Source organism: Streptomyces sp. NPDC058092, from assembly GCF_042884935.1.
Lineage (GTDB): Bacteria > Actinomycetota > Actinomycetes > Streptomycetales > Streptomycetaceae > Streptomyces.
In genome coordinates, this window is record NZ_JBHVSY010000001.1 from 14153 (window position 1) to 27830 (window position 13678).

The 13678-nt window shown below is 70.3% G+C and carries 14 protein-coding genes and 1 pseudogene; 6 read left to right on the forward strand and 9 right to left on the reverse strand.

Annotated features, from left to right (window positions below; genetic code table 11):
* Positions 1–96: 96 nt before the first annotated feature.
* Positions 97–1119: a tryptophan--tRNA ligase gene (gene trpS, locus ACFVV1_RS00080; RefSeq protein ID WP_389982060.1), complete on the forward strand. Its 1023-nt coding sequence runs from the start codon at positions 97–99 to the stop codon at positions 1117–1119.
* Positions 1120–1281: 162 nt separating this feature from the next.
* Positions 1282–1872, forward strand: a complete 591-nt coding sequence (locus ACFVV1_RS00085) for a 2'-5' RNA ligase family protein (protein WP_389982063.1) — start codon at positions 1282–1284, stop codon at positions 1870–1872.
* Positions 1873–1931: 59 nt separating this feature from the next.
* Here the strand turns inward: ACFVV1_RS00085 and ACFVV1_RS00090 are convergent, their stop codons facing one another.
* A complete protein-coding gene (locus tag ACFVV1_RS00090; protein ID WP_389982066.1) occupies positions 1932–2732 on the reverse strand; it encodes a decaprenylphospho-beta-D-erythro-pentofuranosid-2-ulose 2-reductase in 801 nt (266 codons plus the stop codon).
* Between the two features lie 136 nt (positions 2733–2868).
* A complete protein-coding gene (locus ACFVV1_RS00095) occupies positions 2869–4218 on the reverse strand; it encodes an FAD-binding protein (RefSeq protein ID WP_389982069.1) in 1350 nt (449 codons plus the stop codon).
* Positions 4219–4359: 141 nt separating this feature from the next.
* Between ACFVV1_RS00095 and ACFVV1_RS00100 the strand changes: the two genes are divergently transcribed.
* Positions 4360–5289, forward strand: a complete 930-nt coding sequence (locus ACFVV1_RS00100) for a YihY/virulence factor BrkB family protein (protein WP_389982072.1) — start codon at positions 4360–4362, stop codon at positions 5287–5289.
* On the opposite strand, the gene ACFVV1_RS00105 is transcribed toward ACFVV1_RS00100, so the two are convergent.
* Entirely contained in the window at positions 5237–6619 is a 1383-nt protein-coding gene (locus tag ACFVV1_RS00105) for a D-alanyl-D-alanine carboxypeptidase family protein (RefSeq protein WP_389982075.1), read from the reverse strand. The genes ACFVV1_RS00100 and ACFVV1_RS00105 overlap by 53 nt on opposite strands.
* Between ACFVV1_RS00105 and ACFVV1_RS00110 the strand changes: the two genes are divergently transcribed.
* The 3 genes from ACFVV1_RS00110 to ACFVV1_RS00120 all read left to right on the forward strand — a co-directional run bounded on the left by ACFVV1_RS00110 (position 6618) and on the right by ACFVV1_RS00120 (position 9940).
* Complete coding sequence (locus ACFVV1_RS00110; protein ID WP_389982078.1) at positions 6618–6863, forward strand: SCO4848 family membrane protein; 246 nt, start codon at positions 6618–6620, stop codon at positions 6861–6863. The genes ACFVV1_RS00105 and ACFVV1_RS00110 overlap by 2 nt on opposite strands.
* Positions 6864–6893: 30 nt before the next feature.
* Positions 6894–8195: a metallophosphoesterase gene (locus tag ACFVV1_RS00115; protein ID WP_389982081.1), complete on the forward strand. Its 1302-nt coding sequence runs from the start codon at positions 6894–6896 to the stop codon at positions 8193–8195.
* A 188-nt stretch (positions 8196–8383) separates the two neighbouring features.
* The gene (locus ACFVV1_RS00120) at positions 8384–9940 is read left to right on the forward strand and encodes an ABC transporter substrate-binding protein (protein WP_389982084.1); all 1557 of its coding nucleotides are present in this window, start codon (positions 8384–8386) and stop codon (positions 9938–9940) included.
* 13 nt (positions 9941–9953) lie between these two features.
* On the opposite strand, the gene ACFVV1_RS00125 is transcribed toward ACFVV1_RS00120, so the two are convergent.
* The 6 genes and pseudogenes from ACFVV1_RS00125 to ACFVV1_RS00150 all read right to left on the reverse strand — a co-directional run bounded on the left by ACFVV1_RS00125 (position 9954) and on the right by ACFVV1_RS00150 (position 13604).
* Entirely contained in the window at positions 9954–10691 is a 738-nt protein-coding gene (locus ACFVV1_RS00125; RefSeq protein ID WP_389982087.1) for a TetR family transcriptional regulator, read from the reverse strand.
* Positions 10692–10714: 23 nt separating this feature from the next.
* A complete protein-coding gene (locus ACFVV1_RS00130; RefSeq protein ID WP_389982090.1) occupies positions 10715–11149 on the reverse strand; it encodes a thiol-disulfide oxidoreductase DCC family protein in 435 nt (144 codons plus the stop codon).
* A gap of 7 nt (positions 11150–11156) precedes the next feature.
* Entirely contained in the window at positions 11157–11588 is a 432-nt protein-coding gene (locus ACFVV1_RS00135) for a hypothetical protein (RefSeq protein ID WP_389982093.1), read from the reverse strand.
* Positions 11589–11655: 67 nt separating this feature from the next.
* Positions 11656–11991 (reverse strand): annotated as a pseudogene (locus ACFVV1_RS00140) (MFS transporter); the annotation flags it as partial.
* 185 nt (positions 11992–12176) lie between these two features.
* Entirely contained in the window at positions 12177–12989 is an 813-nt protein-coding gene (locus tag ACFVV1_RS00145; RefSeq protein ID WP_389982096.1) for a hypothetical protein, read from the reverse strand.
* Positions 12990–13001: 12 nt separating this feature from the next.
* Positions 13002–13604, reverse strand: a complete 603-nt coding sequence (locus ACFVV1_RS00150; RefSeq protein WP_389982099.1) for a hypothetical protein — start codon at positions 13602–13604, stop codon at positions 13002–13004.
* Positions 13605–13678: the final 74 nt, after the last annotated feature.

A 13678-nucleotide genomic window follows, 5' to 3' on the forward strand; every position in this document is an offset into this window, starting at 1 on the left:
GCTCCGGCCACCGCGAGTACGGCTCCGGCCGGCCTCCCCATCTCGCGGGCACCCCGTCCCCACCGGCTGCCGGAGATCGGTTCCGTACCTGAGACAATGGGTCCCATGGCCTCTGAACGCCCCCGCGTGCTCTCCGGAATCCAGCCCACCGCAGGCTCGTTCCACCTCGGCAACCACCTCGGTGCGGTCCGCCAGTGGGTGGCGCTGCAGGAAACCCACGACGCCTTCTACATGGTCGTGGACCTGCATGCGATCACCATTCCGCAGGACCCCGCGGAGCTGCGCGCGAACACGCGGCTCGCCGTCGCCCAGCTTCTTGCCGCCGGTCTCGACCCGGAGCGCTGCACGCTCTTCGTCCAGAGCCATGTTCCCGAGCACGCCCAGCTCGGCTGGGTGATGAACTGCCTCACCGGCTTCGGCGAGGCGTCCCGTATGACGCAGTTCAAGGACAAGTCCGCCAAGCAGGGTGCCGACCGCACCACGGTCGGTCTCTTCACGTACCCGATGCTGATGGTCGCCGACATCCTCCTGTACCAGGCCGACCAGGTCCCGGTCGGCGAGGACCAGCGCCAGCACCTGGAGCTGACCCGTAACCTCGCCGAGCGGTTCAACGGCAGCTACGGCGACACGTTCACGGTGCCGGACCCGTACATCCTCAAGGAGACGGCGAAGATCTACGACCTTCAGGACCCGTCCGCGAAGATGAGCAAGTCGGCGGCCACCCCGAAGGGCCTGATCAACCTTCTCGACGAGCCGAAGGCCACCGCCAAGAAGGTGAAGAGCGCGGTCACCGACACCGACACGGTCATCCGCTTCGACCGGGCCGAGAAGCCCGGCGTCAGCAACCTGCTGACCATCTACTCCACGCTCACCGGCACCGGTATCGCGGATCTGGAGCAGAAGTACGAGGGCAAGGGCTACGGTGCGCTCAAGACCGACCTCGCCGAGGTCGTGGTCGAGTTCGTCACACCGTTCCGCACCCGCACCCAGGAGTACCTGGACGACCCGGAGACCCTGGACTCGATCCTGGCCAAGGGCGCGGAGAAGGCCCGCTCCGTCGCGGCCGAGACCCTGGCCCGGACGTACGACCGGATGGGCTTCCTGCCCGCGAAGCACTGAGTCCAAGGACCCTGGCGGTTTCGTGGCCGCAGGCGTCACACTGGCGACGGGAAGTTGATCCGGTGGATGGCCGAAAACAGGCCATCGATCATCGAGGACCATCGGTCCCCGAGGCCCCTCGGCCACCGGGGACCATCGACATCGAGGATTGAGGAGAACGATGTGGGGACCGTAACGCTCGGCGTTTCGATCGCGGTCCCGGAGCCCTACGGCAGCCTGCTCCAGGAGCGGCGCGCGAGCTTCGGTGATCCTGCCGCGTACGGCATTCCCACCCACGTCACGCTCCTCCCACCGACCGAGGTCGCGGCGGCCGACCTGCCCGCGATCGAGGCGCATCTCGCCCAGGTCGCGACGGGCGGCCGCCCCTTCCCGATGCGGCTGTCCGGCACGGGAACCTTCCGTCCCCTCTCGCCGGTGGTCTTCGTCCAGGTCGTCGAAGGGGCCTCGGCCTGCACGTGGCTGCAGAAGCGGGTCAGGGACGCCTCCGGGCCGCTGGTGCGCGAGCTCCAGTTCCCGTACCACCCGCATGTCACCGTGGCGCACGACATCCCCGAGCAGGCGATGGACCGGGCGTACGAGGAGCTCGCCGACTACGAGGCCGCCTGGACCTGTGGTTCCTTCGCGCTGTACGAGCAGGGCCGGGACAGCGTCTGGCGCAAGATCAACGAGTTCCCGTTCCGCGCCGGGGGCGACGCCCCCGGCGTGCCCGCGCAGGGCGGCTCCTCCGTGGACGCGCCCTCTCTGCAGCCCTGAGCGGGTCCTTCCGCTCCTTGAGCGCCCTCGCTTTTCCGCGAGCTCCGGCGGCCGCCCGCTCAGACCGGCAGCCGCCGGAACAGCGGGCGCGGCACATGCCGCAGTGCCGACATCACCACCCGCAGTGACCCCGGCGCCCACACCGTCTCCGAACGCCGCCGCAGCCCCGTCACGATCGCTGCCGCGACCTCGTCGGGGGTCGTGACGAGAGGCGCCGCCTCCAGCGGTGCGGCGGCGAACCGTGCCGCGGTGAGCCGCAGCGTCGCGGGGCGGAGCGCCGTTCTCGGCCGTACGACTCCGGGACGTACGACCATCACATGCACCCCCGTGCCCCGCAACGCGTCCCCCAGACCCTGCGTGAACGCGTCCAGGCCCGCCTTGCTGGAGCCGTAGATGAAGTCGGCCCGGCGGACGCGTTCGCCGGCCACCGAGGACAGCACCACCAGCGAGCCGTGCCCCTGCGCCTGGAGCGCGCCGGCGCACACCAGCCCGGCGGAGACGGCCCCCGTGTAGTTGGTCTGCGCGACCAGGACCGCGGAGAGCGGCTCCTCCTCGTCACGTTCCTGGTCGCCCGCGATACCGAAGGCGAGGAGCACCATGTCGATGTCGCCCTCGGCGAAGATCTTGCCGAGGGTGGTCTCGTGGGACGCGGAGTCGAGGGCGTCGAAGTCGACCGTACGGACGTCGGCGCCCCGGGCACGCAGTTCGGCGGCGGCCGAGTCGAGGGTGGGGGAGGGGCGGCCGGCCAGCCAGACCGTACGGGTGCGGCGGGCGATCAGCCGGCGTGCGGTGGCGAGCGCGATCCGAGACGTGCCACCGAGAACGAGCAGGGACTGCGGGGCACCGAAGGCGTCCTTCACGGGAACACTCCTTGCAGACGAGGGGAACAGGAGGGCGGAACACGGCGGAAGAAGGCGGAAGGCCGCAGCGGCCACAGCGGCCGTAGCGGCCGTAGCGGTCGCAGCCGTCACGGTGATCACAGCGCCGGCACCGCCGTCACAGCGCCAAGCGGCGCGACAGGTCCGAGCGGAATGCCCCGTTCGGGTCCAGCTCGGCGCGCAGCGACCGGAATTCGGCCAGCCGCGGATACATCGCGGCCAGCATCTCCGGCCGCAGCCGGGAGTCCTTCGCCAGGCAGACCCGGCCCCCCGCCCCCGCCACCTCCTCGTCCAGCGAGTCCAGGAACCCGGCCAGACCGGGCAGCGCGGCGGGCAGATCGAGCGCGAGCGTCCAGCCGGGCATCGGGAACGACAGCCAGCCCGGGTCCCCCGCGCCGAACCGCTTGAGGACGGCGAGGACCGACGGGCAGCGCCGCTGCGAGAGCCGGCGCACGATCCGGCGCAGCGTCTCCTCCTGACCCTGCCCGACGACGAACTGGTACCGCACGAATCCACCGCGGCCGTGGATCCGGTTCCAGTGCGGCAGGCCGTCCAGGGGGTGGAAGAACGTGGACAGTCTCTGGAGTCCGCCGATGCGGTACGTGGGGGCGCTGCGGTACCGGAACTCGTTGAAGAGGGCGACGGACGTGCGGCCGAGCAGCCCCTCCGGTACGAAGGCGCATGCGGCCGGCAGCTGCCCGGGGCGGAACGCGAGCGGCACGCGCCGGGCGCGCACCGGGAGGGCGTACCGGGGTACGTGCTCCCCCCGGGTGAGTACGGAGCGCCCCGTCGCCCGGCCGCGGGCGAGGAGATCGACCCAGGCGGCCGAGTAGCGGTAGCGGTGGTCCCCGGCGGAGAGCCTGGCCAGCAGGTCGTCCAGGTCGACGGCCCGTTCGGTGTCGACCGACATCCATGAGCTGGTGACGCGGTGGAGCCGCAGCGTGGCCGAGAGGATCACGCCCGTCAGGCCCAGCCCGCCCGTGGTCGCGTGGAAGAGGCCGGTGCCGGGCCGGACCGTACGGATCTCGCCGTCGGCGGTCAGCAGCTCCAGCTCCTGGACATGCCGCGAGAAGGAGCCGGAGACGTGATGGTTGCGGCCGTGGACGTCGGCGCCGATCGCGCCGCCCACGGTGACCTGGCGGGTGGCCGGCGTGACGGGGACGAACCAGCCGAGCGGCAGCAGGACTTCCATCAGCCGGTGCAGGCTGACCCCGGCGTCGCAGACCGCCAGGCCGGCCCCGGCGTCGATGGTGCGGATCCGGTTCAGCGCGGTCATGTCGAGGACGGAGCCGCCCGCGTTCTGCGCCGCGTCGCCGTGGGCCCGGCCGAGGCCCCGGGCGATGGAGCCGCGGGGCCCGCAGCCGCGTACCGTCGCCGCCGCCTCCTCGTAGGTACGGGGGCGAAAGCGCAGGGCGGTCGTCGGAGCGGTACGGCCCCAGCCGGTCAGGGACACGGTGTCGACAGACATGACGGTGACCGTATCGCCCGAGAAAACCCTTTCGAGGGATTTGTTACAACAGTCACCGGTATGGGTGACTGAGGGAGTGTCAGCCCGTACGGCGGTGAACGGGCCTCCGGTTTTCCGTGCCCGGGAGGGTAGTCGTACGTCATGGACTGGCTGAAAAACCTCCCTGTCATCGGGCCGATCGTCTCCCGGCTGATGGCGACGCACGCCTGGCGCTCGTACGAGACGCTCGAACGGGTCCACTGGGCCAGGCTCGCCGCCGCGATCACCTTCATCAGCTTCCTGGCGCTCTTCCCGCTGATCGCGGTCGGCGCGGCGATCGGTGCCGCGCTGCTCTCCACCGAGCAGCTCCACACCATCGAGAACGAGATCGCCGAGCAGGTGCCGGGCATCTCCGACCAGCTCGGCATCGGCGACCTGGTGGCCCATGCGGGCACGGTCGGGGGGGTCGCCGGTGCGCTGCTGCTCTTCACCGGCGTCGGCTGGATCGGCGCGATGCGGGGCTGTCTGCGCGCCGTGTGGGGCATGGACGACATGGACCAGGGCAACCCCGTCATCCGTAAGCTCAAGGACGTCGGGCTGCTGCTCGGTCTCGGCGGGGCGGCGCTCGCGACGCTCGCCGTCTCCTCGGCCGGCTCCGTCGCCGTCGGCCGGACCGCCGGTCTGCTGGGCATCTCGGACCACGGCACGGGCGGTGTGATGCTGCAGGTGGCCGCCCTGGTCGTGGCGGCCCTCGCCGACTTCCTGCTGCTGCTCTATCTGCTGACGCTGCTGCCCGGCGTCGAGCCCCCGCGGCGCAGGCTGCTGGTCGCCGGGGTGATCGGTGCGATCGGCTTCGAACTGCTCAAGCTGCTGCTCGGCAGCTATATGAAGGGCGTCGCGGCGAAGAGCATGTACGGCGCCTTCGGCGTGCCGGTCGCACTGCTGCTGTGGATCAACCTCACCGCGAAGCTGCTGCTGTTCTGCGCCGCCTGGACGGCGACGCGGAGCAGCGAGGGCAGCGGGAAGGATGCGGCGGCCGTCAGCGACGAGGGAGGCGACGCACCAGGTCCGGCAGCGGCCAGCGCCGGTTGACCAGGAACACCGCGCCGGCCAGCAGCACCAGGACGCCTCCGCTGATCCCCAGCGCGATCCCGATGCCGCCGCCCCCGCCGGTCGCGGCGGCGGCCCTGGTGGCGGGCGAGGAGCCGTTGCTGCCAACGCTCGTCCCGTTCGCCGCCGGCCCCTTCCCCGTCCCGGTGTCCGTCCCGGTACTGGCGGACCTCGGCGGCACCAGCTCGCCCACCGGGGTCACCTTGCCGCTCGCGTCGAAGCCCCAGTCGAGGAGGTCGGCGGCCTCCTTGTAGACAGCGTGCGGCTCTTTGGACGAGGGGTTCATGACGGTGACGAGGAGCACCTTGCCGTCGCGTTCGGCGACGCCCGTGAAGGTGTTGCCCGCGTGGGTGGTGTAGCCGTTCTTGACGCCCGCGATGCCCTTGTACGGGTCGACGCCGTCCGCACCGGTGAGCAGCCGGTTGGTGTTCTGGATCCCGAAGCTCTGACGCTTCCCGTTCTTCTTCTCCGCTCCGGGGAACTGCGCCTCGGCCGTCGAGCAGTACTCCCGGAAGTCCGCCTTCTGCAGGCCGCTGCGGGCGAACAGCGTCAGGTCGTACGCGCTGGAGACCTGGTCGGGTGCGTCGTACCCGTCGGGCGACACCACCGTCGTGTCGAGCGCCTGCAACTCCTCCGCGTGCGCCTGCATGTCGGCGACGGTCTTCGGGACGCCGCCGTACATCGCGGACAGCACGTGCACCGCGTCATTGCCCGAACGCAGGAACACCCCGAGCCACAGGTCGTGGACCGTGTAGCTGAGGTGCTCCTTGACGCCGACCAGGCTGCTGCCCTCGCCGAGATCCGCGAGGTCCTCGTCCTGCACCGTGTACGTCCGGGTCTTCGGCTGCAGCGCGGGCATCACGGTGTCCGCGAAGAGCATCTTCAGGGTGGAGGCGGGAGGCAGCCGCCAGTGCGCGTTGTGCGAGGCGAGCACCTGGCCGTTCTCCGCGTCCGCGACGATCCAGGACCTGCCCGTGAGCTTCTCGGGCAGTACCGGGGCGCCGGGTCCCAGCTTCACCTGCGTGCCGGTCCGGCCCAGCAGTGCGCCACCGACCCGGGACATGCCGGCTGGCGGCTTCGGCCGGTTGTCGGAGGTGTCCTTGTCGACCGCCGACGCCGGGATTACGACAAAAGTGGACAACAAGGCGGCAGAGGTGATCGTCAAAGCGATCTTTTTCAGAGCGGGCACGGTCGGAAACGTACAGGGCGAAGATGTGGTTGGGGATACGGATGGCCTGACCCGCCGTGCGAGCCGCCGGGACAGCCCACCCCGGGCGAGGCCGCCGGAGCGCGGGCGGGATACTGGAACCATGAAGCTCAGCCGCCCGGTCTCCTGGTTCCTGCTCGCGTTCGGGGTGTGGAGCTGGTTCATCTGGGTCACTTTCGTCAAGAACCTGTGGAAGGACGGCAGCGGACTCGCCTTCGACGACGCGGGTGACCCGACTGCGTATTTCTGGGTACATCTGCTGCTCGCCGTCACGTCCTTTCTCCTGGGGACGGCCGTCGGTGTGATCGGGTTCCGTGGCGTCAGGGCTCTGCGTCGAGAACGCGCCTGACAGGCCGCACGACAGGCGGAGGATTCGCACATGGCAGTGGCCGGTCTCGCGCTGACGGCGGTCGTGGTGCTCGCGCTGCTCGTCGGCGTGCACCGCTACCTGTGGCGCCGCTTGGTCGGCGACACGACGGCCGAGGGCAGCGCCCTGCGCAGAGCCGGCACGGTGGCCGCGTACCTCCTGCCGCTGCTGAGCGTCGGCGCCCTGGTCTCCGGCCGTACGGGCGCACCCTTCTGGCTCCAGCAGGTGCTGGCCTGGCCGGGGTATCTGTGGCTGGCCGCGCTGCTGTACCTGACGCTGGCTCTGCTGGTGGGTGAGGTGGTACGGCCGATTCTGCGCCGGGCTCTCGCGAAGCGCGCACATGAGTCGTACGCGAGGCATCCCCCTTCTGCGGCAGAAGCGACCGGATCGGCAGCCGTGGCTGCGGCCGTCGGCAGTGACGCCTCCGCCGTCCCCGTCACCGACACCCTCGTTGCCGTCACTTCCGCCCCGGACCACAGCCCCGCCGCCCCCACGCGCCGGCTGTTCGTCGCGCGGGCCGTCGGGGGCGCCGCCGCCGTCGCCGGGCTCGGCACGGTCGGCCACGGCACCTACGGCGTGCTGCGCGGGCCGCGGGTCAAGCGGATCACCGTGCCGCTCACCAAGCTGCCCCGCTCCGCGCACGGCTTCCGGATCGCCGTCGTCAGCGACATCCATCTCGGTCCGATCCTCGGCAGCGCCCACACCCGGCGGATCGTCGACACGATCAACCGGACCCAGCCGGACCTGGTCGCCGTCGTGGGAGACCTCGTCGACGGAACCGTCGCCGACCTCGGTCCGGCCGCGGAGCCGCTCGCGCGGTTGAGCGCCCGCCACGGCAGCTTCTTCGTCACCGGTAATCATGAGTATTACTCCGGTGCTGCTCAATGGGTTGATCACGTAAGGGAATTGGGTCTCCACCCCTTGGAGAATGCCCGGGTCGAGATCGGCGGATTCGATCTTGCGGGCGTCAACGACGTCGCCGGGGAGAGCGAGGGCCAGGGGCCCGACTTCGGCCGTGCGCTCGGTGACCGGGACCGTGCCCGCGCCGCCGTTCTCCTCGCCCACCAGCCCGTAGTCATCGACGACGCCGTCGCCCACGGCGTCGATCTCCAGCTCTCCGGCCACACCCACGGCGGCCAGCTCTGGCCGGGCAACTTGGTGGCCGAGCTGGCCAATCCCACGGTCGCCGGGCTCGACCGCTACGGCGACACCCAGCTCTACGTCTCGCGCGGCGCGGGCGCCTGGGGCCCGCCGGTACGGGTCGGCGCACCCTCCGACATCACCGTCGTGGAGCTCGCCTCCCGGCAGGCCTGACGCTCCGTCGATGGCCGGTTACGGTCTCTGTGGATGGACTCAAGGTTTCAAGTGCCGAACAAAAGGCTATGAGTCCCTGATTTACTCTTCCAGATGTGAAAGTCGTGTGATTGGCTGAGCGCGAACATGCGGTGATCTGCGTATCTGAGCGCAACGCCGAGGTGGGGCTGGTAAGGGAGAGCACGGCAATGCGGTCGATCCGAATACGGATTCTCGCGATTCTCGCGGTTTTGGTCATCGCAGGCGTCGGCGCCTGGCAGCTGCTTCCCTCGGACGAGGTGAACAAGAACCCGATCGCGGTCGGTACGACGGACGAAGTCACCTCGATCGACCCGGCGGGTGCGTACGACGCCGGTTCCTGGGCGATGTACAGCAACGTGTACCAGTCCCTCCTGACGTTCAAGTCCGGGGCGATCGTCCCCGAGCTCGACGCCGCCGAGAGCTGTGGGTTCATCGGCCAGAAGCTCCAGACGTACCAGTGCAAGCTGCGTGACGACCTGACCTTCTCCAACGGCCGCAAGATCACCGGCGCCGATGTCAAGTACTCCATCGAGCGCATGATCAGGATCAAGACGGATGTCGGTCCGTGGGTGCTGTTCCCGAGCCTCAAGAACGTGGTGGCCGAGGGCCGGACCATCACCTTCAACCTGTCCAAGCGTGACGCGACCTTCCCGCAGAAGCTCGCCACGGGAGCCGGTTCGATCGTCGACCGCGAGTCGTACCCGGCGGGCAAGCTCCGGTCCGGGAACAGCGTCGACGGCTCGGGGCCGTACATCCTGAAGTCGTACCGGCCCGGCGCCCTCGCCGAGTTCGTCCCCAACCCCCTGTACAAGGGTGCGCTGACGAAGACCGGCGTTCCGGTCACCGTGCACTACTTCAAGGAGTCGGACGCACTCCTGGCGGCCTGGAAGTCCGGACAGGTCGATGTGACGCACCGCCAGCTGCCGCCGGCCACACTCGCCGAGCTGAACCCGGGCGATCCCGACCTGCGCGTCACCGAGGCGGACAGTGCCGAGATCCGCAACCTCGTCTTCAACGTCCGCGCCGGCACCCCGTTCGCCGACAAGAAGGTCCGGCAGGCCATCGCCTCGATCATCGACCGCGGACCACTGGTGACCGACATCTACAAGGGCACGGTCGAACCGCTCTACTCGCTGATCCCGCAGGGCTACATCGGGCACAGCACACCGTTCTTCGACGCCTACCCCGCGCCCGACACCGCGCGCGCCAAGAAGCTGATGCAGGAGGCCGGCGTCCAGACGCCGCTGCACTTTACCTTCGGCTACCGCGGCGGCGACGAGACGTACGCGAAGGAGACCGGGGAGCTGCGCCGTCAGCTGGAGGCGACCGGACTGTTCAAGGTCTCGGTCAAGGCCGTCGACTGGAAGAAGTTCCAGAAGGAGTACGCCGCCGGCAAGTACGACGCGTACACCGTCGGCTGGCTCCCCGACTACCCGGACCCCGACACCTTCAGCCAGCCGCTGGTCGGCCACGACAGCAGCCTCCACAACGGCTACTCCAGCAAGAAGATCGACGAACTGATCGCTGCCACGCTGCAGTACAGCGACCGCAGCCGTACCTCGGCGGACTACAAGGAGCTCCAGGCGCTCGTCGGCGAGGACGTGCCGCTGGTGCCGTTGTGGCAGAAGAAGGACTACGTCCTCAGCACGACCGATGTCTCCGGTTCGCAGTACCTCTCGGACGGCACCGGCCTCTGGCGGCTGTGGGAGCTGAGGCGGCTCTGACGGGCCCGCCGGGTCAGGCGCCCGTCGCGTTCGGCGCCTCTCGGGCCGGGCGCTTCGCGGCGCCGGGCAGGAACTCTTCCAGCACCTCGTGAATCTGCCGCACCAGCGGTCGCAGCACCCGGAACCGGGAGAGCGCGATGGCGCGGGCACCGATCGGGGCGGCGCGCTCGACCAGGCGGCGGCTGCGTTCGGTGTGCTCGGTCCGGTCGTACACCCAGTACAGCACCAGGCCCATCTGTATCAGCCACATCAACTGCGGCAGCAGCTCGGCCAGTTCGGGGTCGGTCTTGGTGTCGGAGCCGGCCAGGCACCGCCGGTGGATGGAGATCGCCGCCTCGCGGGCCGCAACCGATTCCGCCGAGAACGGGCTGAGCGGGCTCTCCGGGTCGGCGGCGTTCTTGAAGAACTGGGCGGCGAAGCGGTGGTACGGCTCCGCCACGTCCAGCCATGTGAGCAGGACCCCGCGCATCCGCACCGCGAGGTCCTTGTCGCCGTCCAGGACCGGCTGCACCGCTGCTTCGTGTTCGGCGGCGAGCCGGTCGTAGAAGCCCTGGACGAGATGTTCCTTGTTCGTGAAGTAGTAGTAGGCGTTCCCGACGGAGACGCCGGCCTCCTGGGCGATCGCCCGCATCGTCGTCTTGTCGTAGCCGCGTTCCTGGAAGAGCCGGAGCGCGGTTTCGAGGATGAGTGTGCGGGTCTGCTCGCTCTTGGGAGCCTTGACTTCCTTCACGTCCTTCGCTTCCTTCACCACAGCCCCGAGGGTATCCGCCCCGGTCAGTCGCCGGCTCCGGGGACCGTGCAGGCGCCGTCCCCGTCCCCGTCACCGCACGGCGCCGCGGTCAGCAAGCGGTACTTCGCGGCGGCGAGCACGGTCGCCCGGGCGAACGGGCGACCCGCCGGGGTGGTCAGCCAGTGGGACCTGGGCCGGTGTTCGGCCAGCGCCCAGAGGCAGACGACCCACGCGTCGGTCCCGCGGTAGATCTGTCCCCCGTCGCCGATCACCGTGATCTCCTCCAGCGTCCCGGCATGGTCGAGCCCGGGGAAGCGGCGGCGCGCCTCCCCGGAGGCGGCCGGGACGAGGTCGAGCGGGACGAGCTGACGCTGCTTCAGCAGCCACTGGCGCAGGTGGACGCAGAGCGAGCACTGCGCGTCGTACAGCACCGTGAGCCGTTCGACGGACAGTCGCCGGCCGCCGGTTCCGGTCGCCATGGCGGGCTCAGGCCTTGGCGGCGGGTGCGGCCCACGGACCGTTGCCCGGACCCGTCCAGCCCTGCGGCGGCACGGGCGGGATCTGCTCACGCTCCATCAGACCGCGGCGGCGGATCTTGTTGAGCACGTAGACGTTGCCGAGGTGCAGCACGCCGAGGACGAGCAGGACCACGCCGAGCTTCACCGAGAGCGCCTCGAAGAGCCCGCGGGCGTCGGTGACGCCGTCGTCGTTCCTCAGGTAGAGGGTGACGAAGCCCAGGTTGACCAGGTAGAAGCCGACCACCAGCAGGTGGTTGACGGCATCGGCGAGCTTTTCGTTCCCGTGCAGCACATCGGCGAGGAACACCCTGCCGTTGCGGCTGAGCGTGCGCGCGACCCAGATGGTGAGCGCCACGCTGATCAGTAGGTAGATGACGTACGCGACAACAGTGAGGTCCATGCCCCACCCTCCTTTGAACGCGTTCAAAAGCTGTTGTCCTGGACTGTAGACCTGTCTTTGAACATGTTCAAGCCGGTGCCTCGGTGACCTGTTCCGCCTGCTTGCCGGGTGCGTTGAAGCGCCGTACGCCGGGCACCGCCGCCGTCGCCGGACAGGCCGCGCCGACCGCCACCGCGGCTATGGCCAGGGGGACTTCGGCGCCCCGGGCCGAGGCGGCGAGCGGGGCCAGGGCGTAGCCGAGCGGCATCGCGCCGAGGGAGAGCAGCCAGTCGTACGAGGTCACGCGGGCAAGCGCGTGCGGGGGTACGGCGGACTGGACCGAGGTCTCCCGGACCGGGTTGAGGAAGCCGGGGCCGGCCTGGGCGACGCCGTACGCGGTGAGGGTCACGCCGACGTGTCGATGGGGAACTCACCGACGAGGGCCGCTAGACCTGGCTGGGCGCGATGGACGAACTCGGCCGCGAGGAGTACCGGCTGCTCGGCACCCTCGACAAGGGCGAACGCGCGCTGCTCAACGACATGCTGCGCCGCATCATGCCGGCCGCCGAGGACCGGGGCGGCGCCGGGCGGAACCGAGGCGCCGGGCGCTCAGCCGGTTTCGCGCCCTTCACCGGTCTCGTCCTGCGGGTCCCTGACCACGTAATCGGCCAGCTCCGCCCGGAGTTCGTCCGGATCCATCGCTCGTACGCGGCCGAGCGCCTCGTCCCACCGCTCGGCCGCCCGCTCCACCGAGGACCGGAAGCCGCGCCGCAGCGGCACGCCCGCGAGCAGCAGCGCGAACGCGGCGACCAGCCGGAGCAGCCACCGGCCGTGCACGGTCAGCGTGACATCGACGTACCACCGGCCCGCCTCCGCCGGCCGCGGCCTCAGATGCAGCCGCGCGACGCCCAGCCGGTGTTTCAGCCGCGCCACCGCCGGGGCGCGCGCCACCGCGGGCGCCCCCGGCGCGAGCGCGGCAGCCGCCCACCAGGCGGCCAGATCGAGCGCCGCCCGCCCCGACAGGCGGCGCAGCGAACCCGACCCCTCCGGGCCCCGGAACCGTGCCTCGATCTCCAGCGACACGGGGCGCTCGGGGGTGCGCAGCCGCACGTCCAGCCGCGCGCTGAGCTCCGGTGACCACATCATTTGCTCCACGGCGAGCGCACCGGCGCGCCGCCACTCCCGTATCACCGTCGCTTCCAGCCCCTCGGTGTCGGTGCCGAGGGGCTCGTAACGGGCACCCGGCGCGAGATGGCGGCCCTTGACCAGGCTCAGGCCGTACAGGGCCCGCCCGTCGGGCAGCACGATGTCCTGGCCCCGGGCCCGGGTGGACTCGACGAGGTCGCAGACCAGCCCGGCGTACGCGTGGAGCAGGTCGCGATCCAGCGCGGCGACCGTGACGGTGTGCTGGAGACGGGGCATCTCTGCGGTCCGTCAGATGCTCATCGAGCGGGCCGTGTTGAGCTGGGCCATCACCATCTGGAAGGTCTCCGGGCCCATCGCCGGGATCACCGTCGAGTGATGCCTGCCCCCGCTGGTCACCGAGACCTGGATGAAGCCGGTCGTCTTCTTCTCCTTCATCAGAAGGAAGAGCAGACCGACCAGGCAGAGCAGCGCGAAGACGATCGCGAGCACGATCGCGACCGTCGGGATCTTCTCCTCGGTGCGCGACATGTCCGTGGCCGTCCACACCGCGCCCTTGAGCGGCATCGTGCCGGCCGGCGTCACGATCTGGTCGTTCATGACGGTGATGTCGCCGAACGTCAGCATCGGCACACCGCCGCCGGGCAGTGCGCCCGGCTGCTGCGGGAAGCCGTAACCGGGCATGGTCGGCTGGGCTGCCTGGCCCTGCGGGTAGCCGTAACCGGGGCCGGGCTGGGCCGCGGACTCGGGCAGCTGCTGCGGGTAGCCGTAGGCCGGCGTGCCCGAGCCGGGCAGGCCATGCCCCTGGCCGTCCGCGACGGTGGGCGGATTGCCCGGCTGCTGGGGAGGCCCCCACTTGTATGAGTCGTCCGCGTACGGATTCGGATCGCTCAACGTTCCCCGCTTTCGATCAAGCCTGTGCGCCCCGGGCCTTGCTGCGCCGGGGGCGGCGAACCGGTGTCCGGTTC

What these genes read in the sequence shown, in the direction of transcription:
- trpS (WP_389982060.1), top strand. Translation starts at nt 97, where the DNA reads ATGGGTCCCATGGCCTCTGAACGCCCCCGCGTGCTCTCCGGAATCCAG.
- ACFVV1_RS00095 (WP_389982069.1), bottom strand. Translation starts at nt 4,218, where the DNA reads ATGTCTGTCGACACCGTGTCCCTGACCGGCTGGGGCCGTACCGCTCCG.
- ACFVV1_RS00100 (WP_389982072.1), top strand. Translation starts at nt 4,360, where the DNA reads ATGGACTGGCTGAAAAACCTCCCTGTCATCGGGCCGATCGTCTCCCGG.
- ACFVV1_RS00110 (WP_389982078.1), top strand. Translation starts at nt 6,618, where the DNA reads ATGAAGCTCAGCCGCCCGGTCTCCTGGTTCCTGCTCGCGTTCGGGGTG.
- ACFVV1_RS00105 (WP_389982075.1), bottom strand. Translation starts at nt 6,619, where the DNA reads ATGGTTCCAGTATCCCGCCCGCGCTCCGGCGGCCTCGCCCGGGGTGGG.
- ACFVV1_RS00115 (WP_389982081.1), top strand. Translation starts at nt 6,894, where the DNA reads ATGGCAGTGGCCGGTCTCGCGCTGACGGCGGTCGTGGTGCTCGCGCTG.
- ACFVV1_RS00120 (WP_389982084.1), top strand. Translation starts at nt 8,384, where the DNA reads ATGCGGTCGATCCGAATACGGATTCTCGCGATTCTCGCGGTTTTGGTC.
- ACFVV1_RS00130 (WP_389982090.1), bottom strand. Translation starts at nt 11,149, where the DNA reads ATGGCGACCGGAACCGGCGGCCGGCGACTGTCCGTCGAACGGCTCACG.
- ACFVV1_RS00135 (WP_389982093.1), bottom strand. Translation starts at nt 11,588, where the DNA reads ATGGACCTCACTGTTGTCGCGTACGTCATCTACCTACTGATCAGCGTG.
- ACFVV1_RS00145 (WP_389982096.1), bottom strand. Translation starts at nt 12,989, where the DNA reads ATGCCCCGTCTCCAGCACACCGTCACGGTCGCCGCGCTGGATCGCGAC.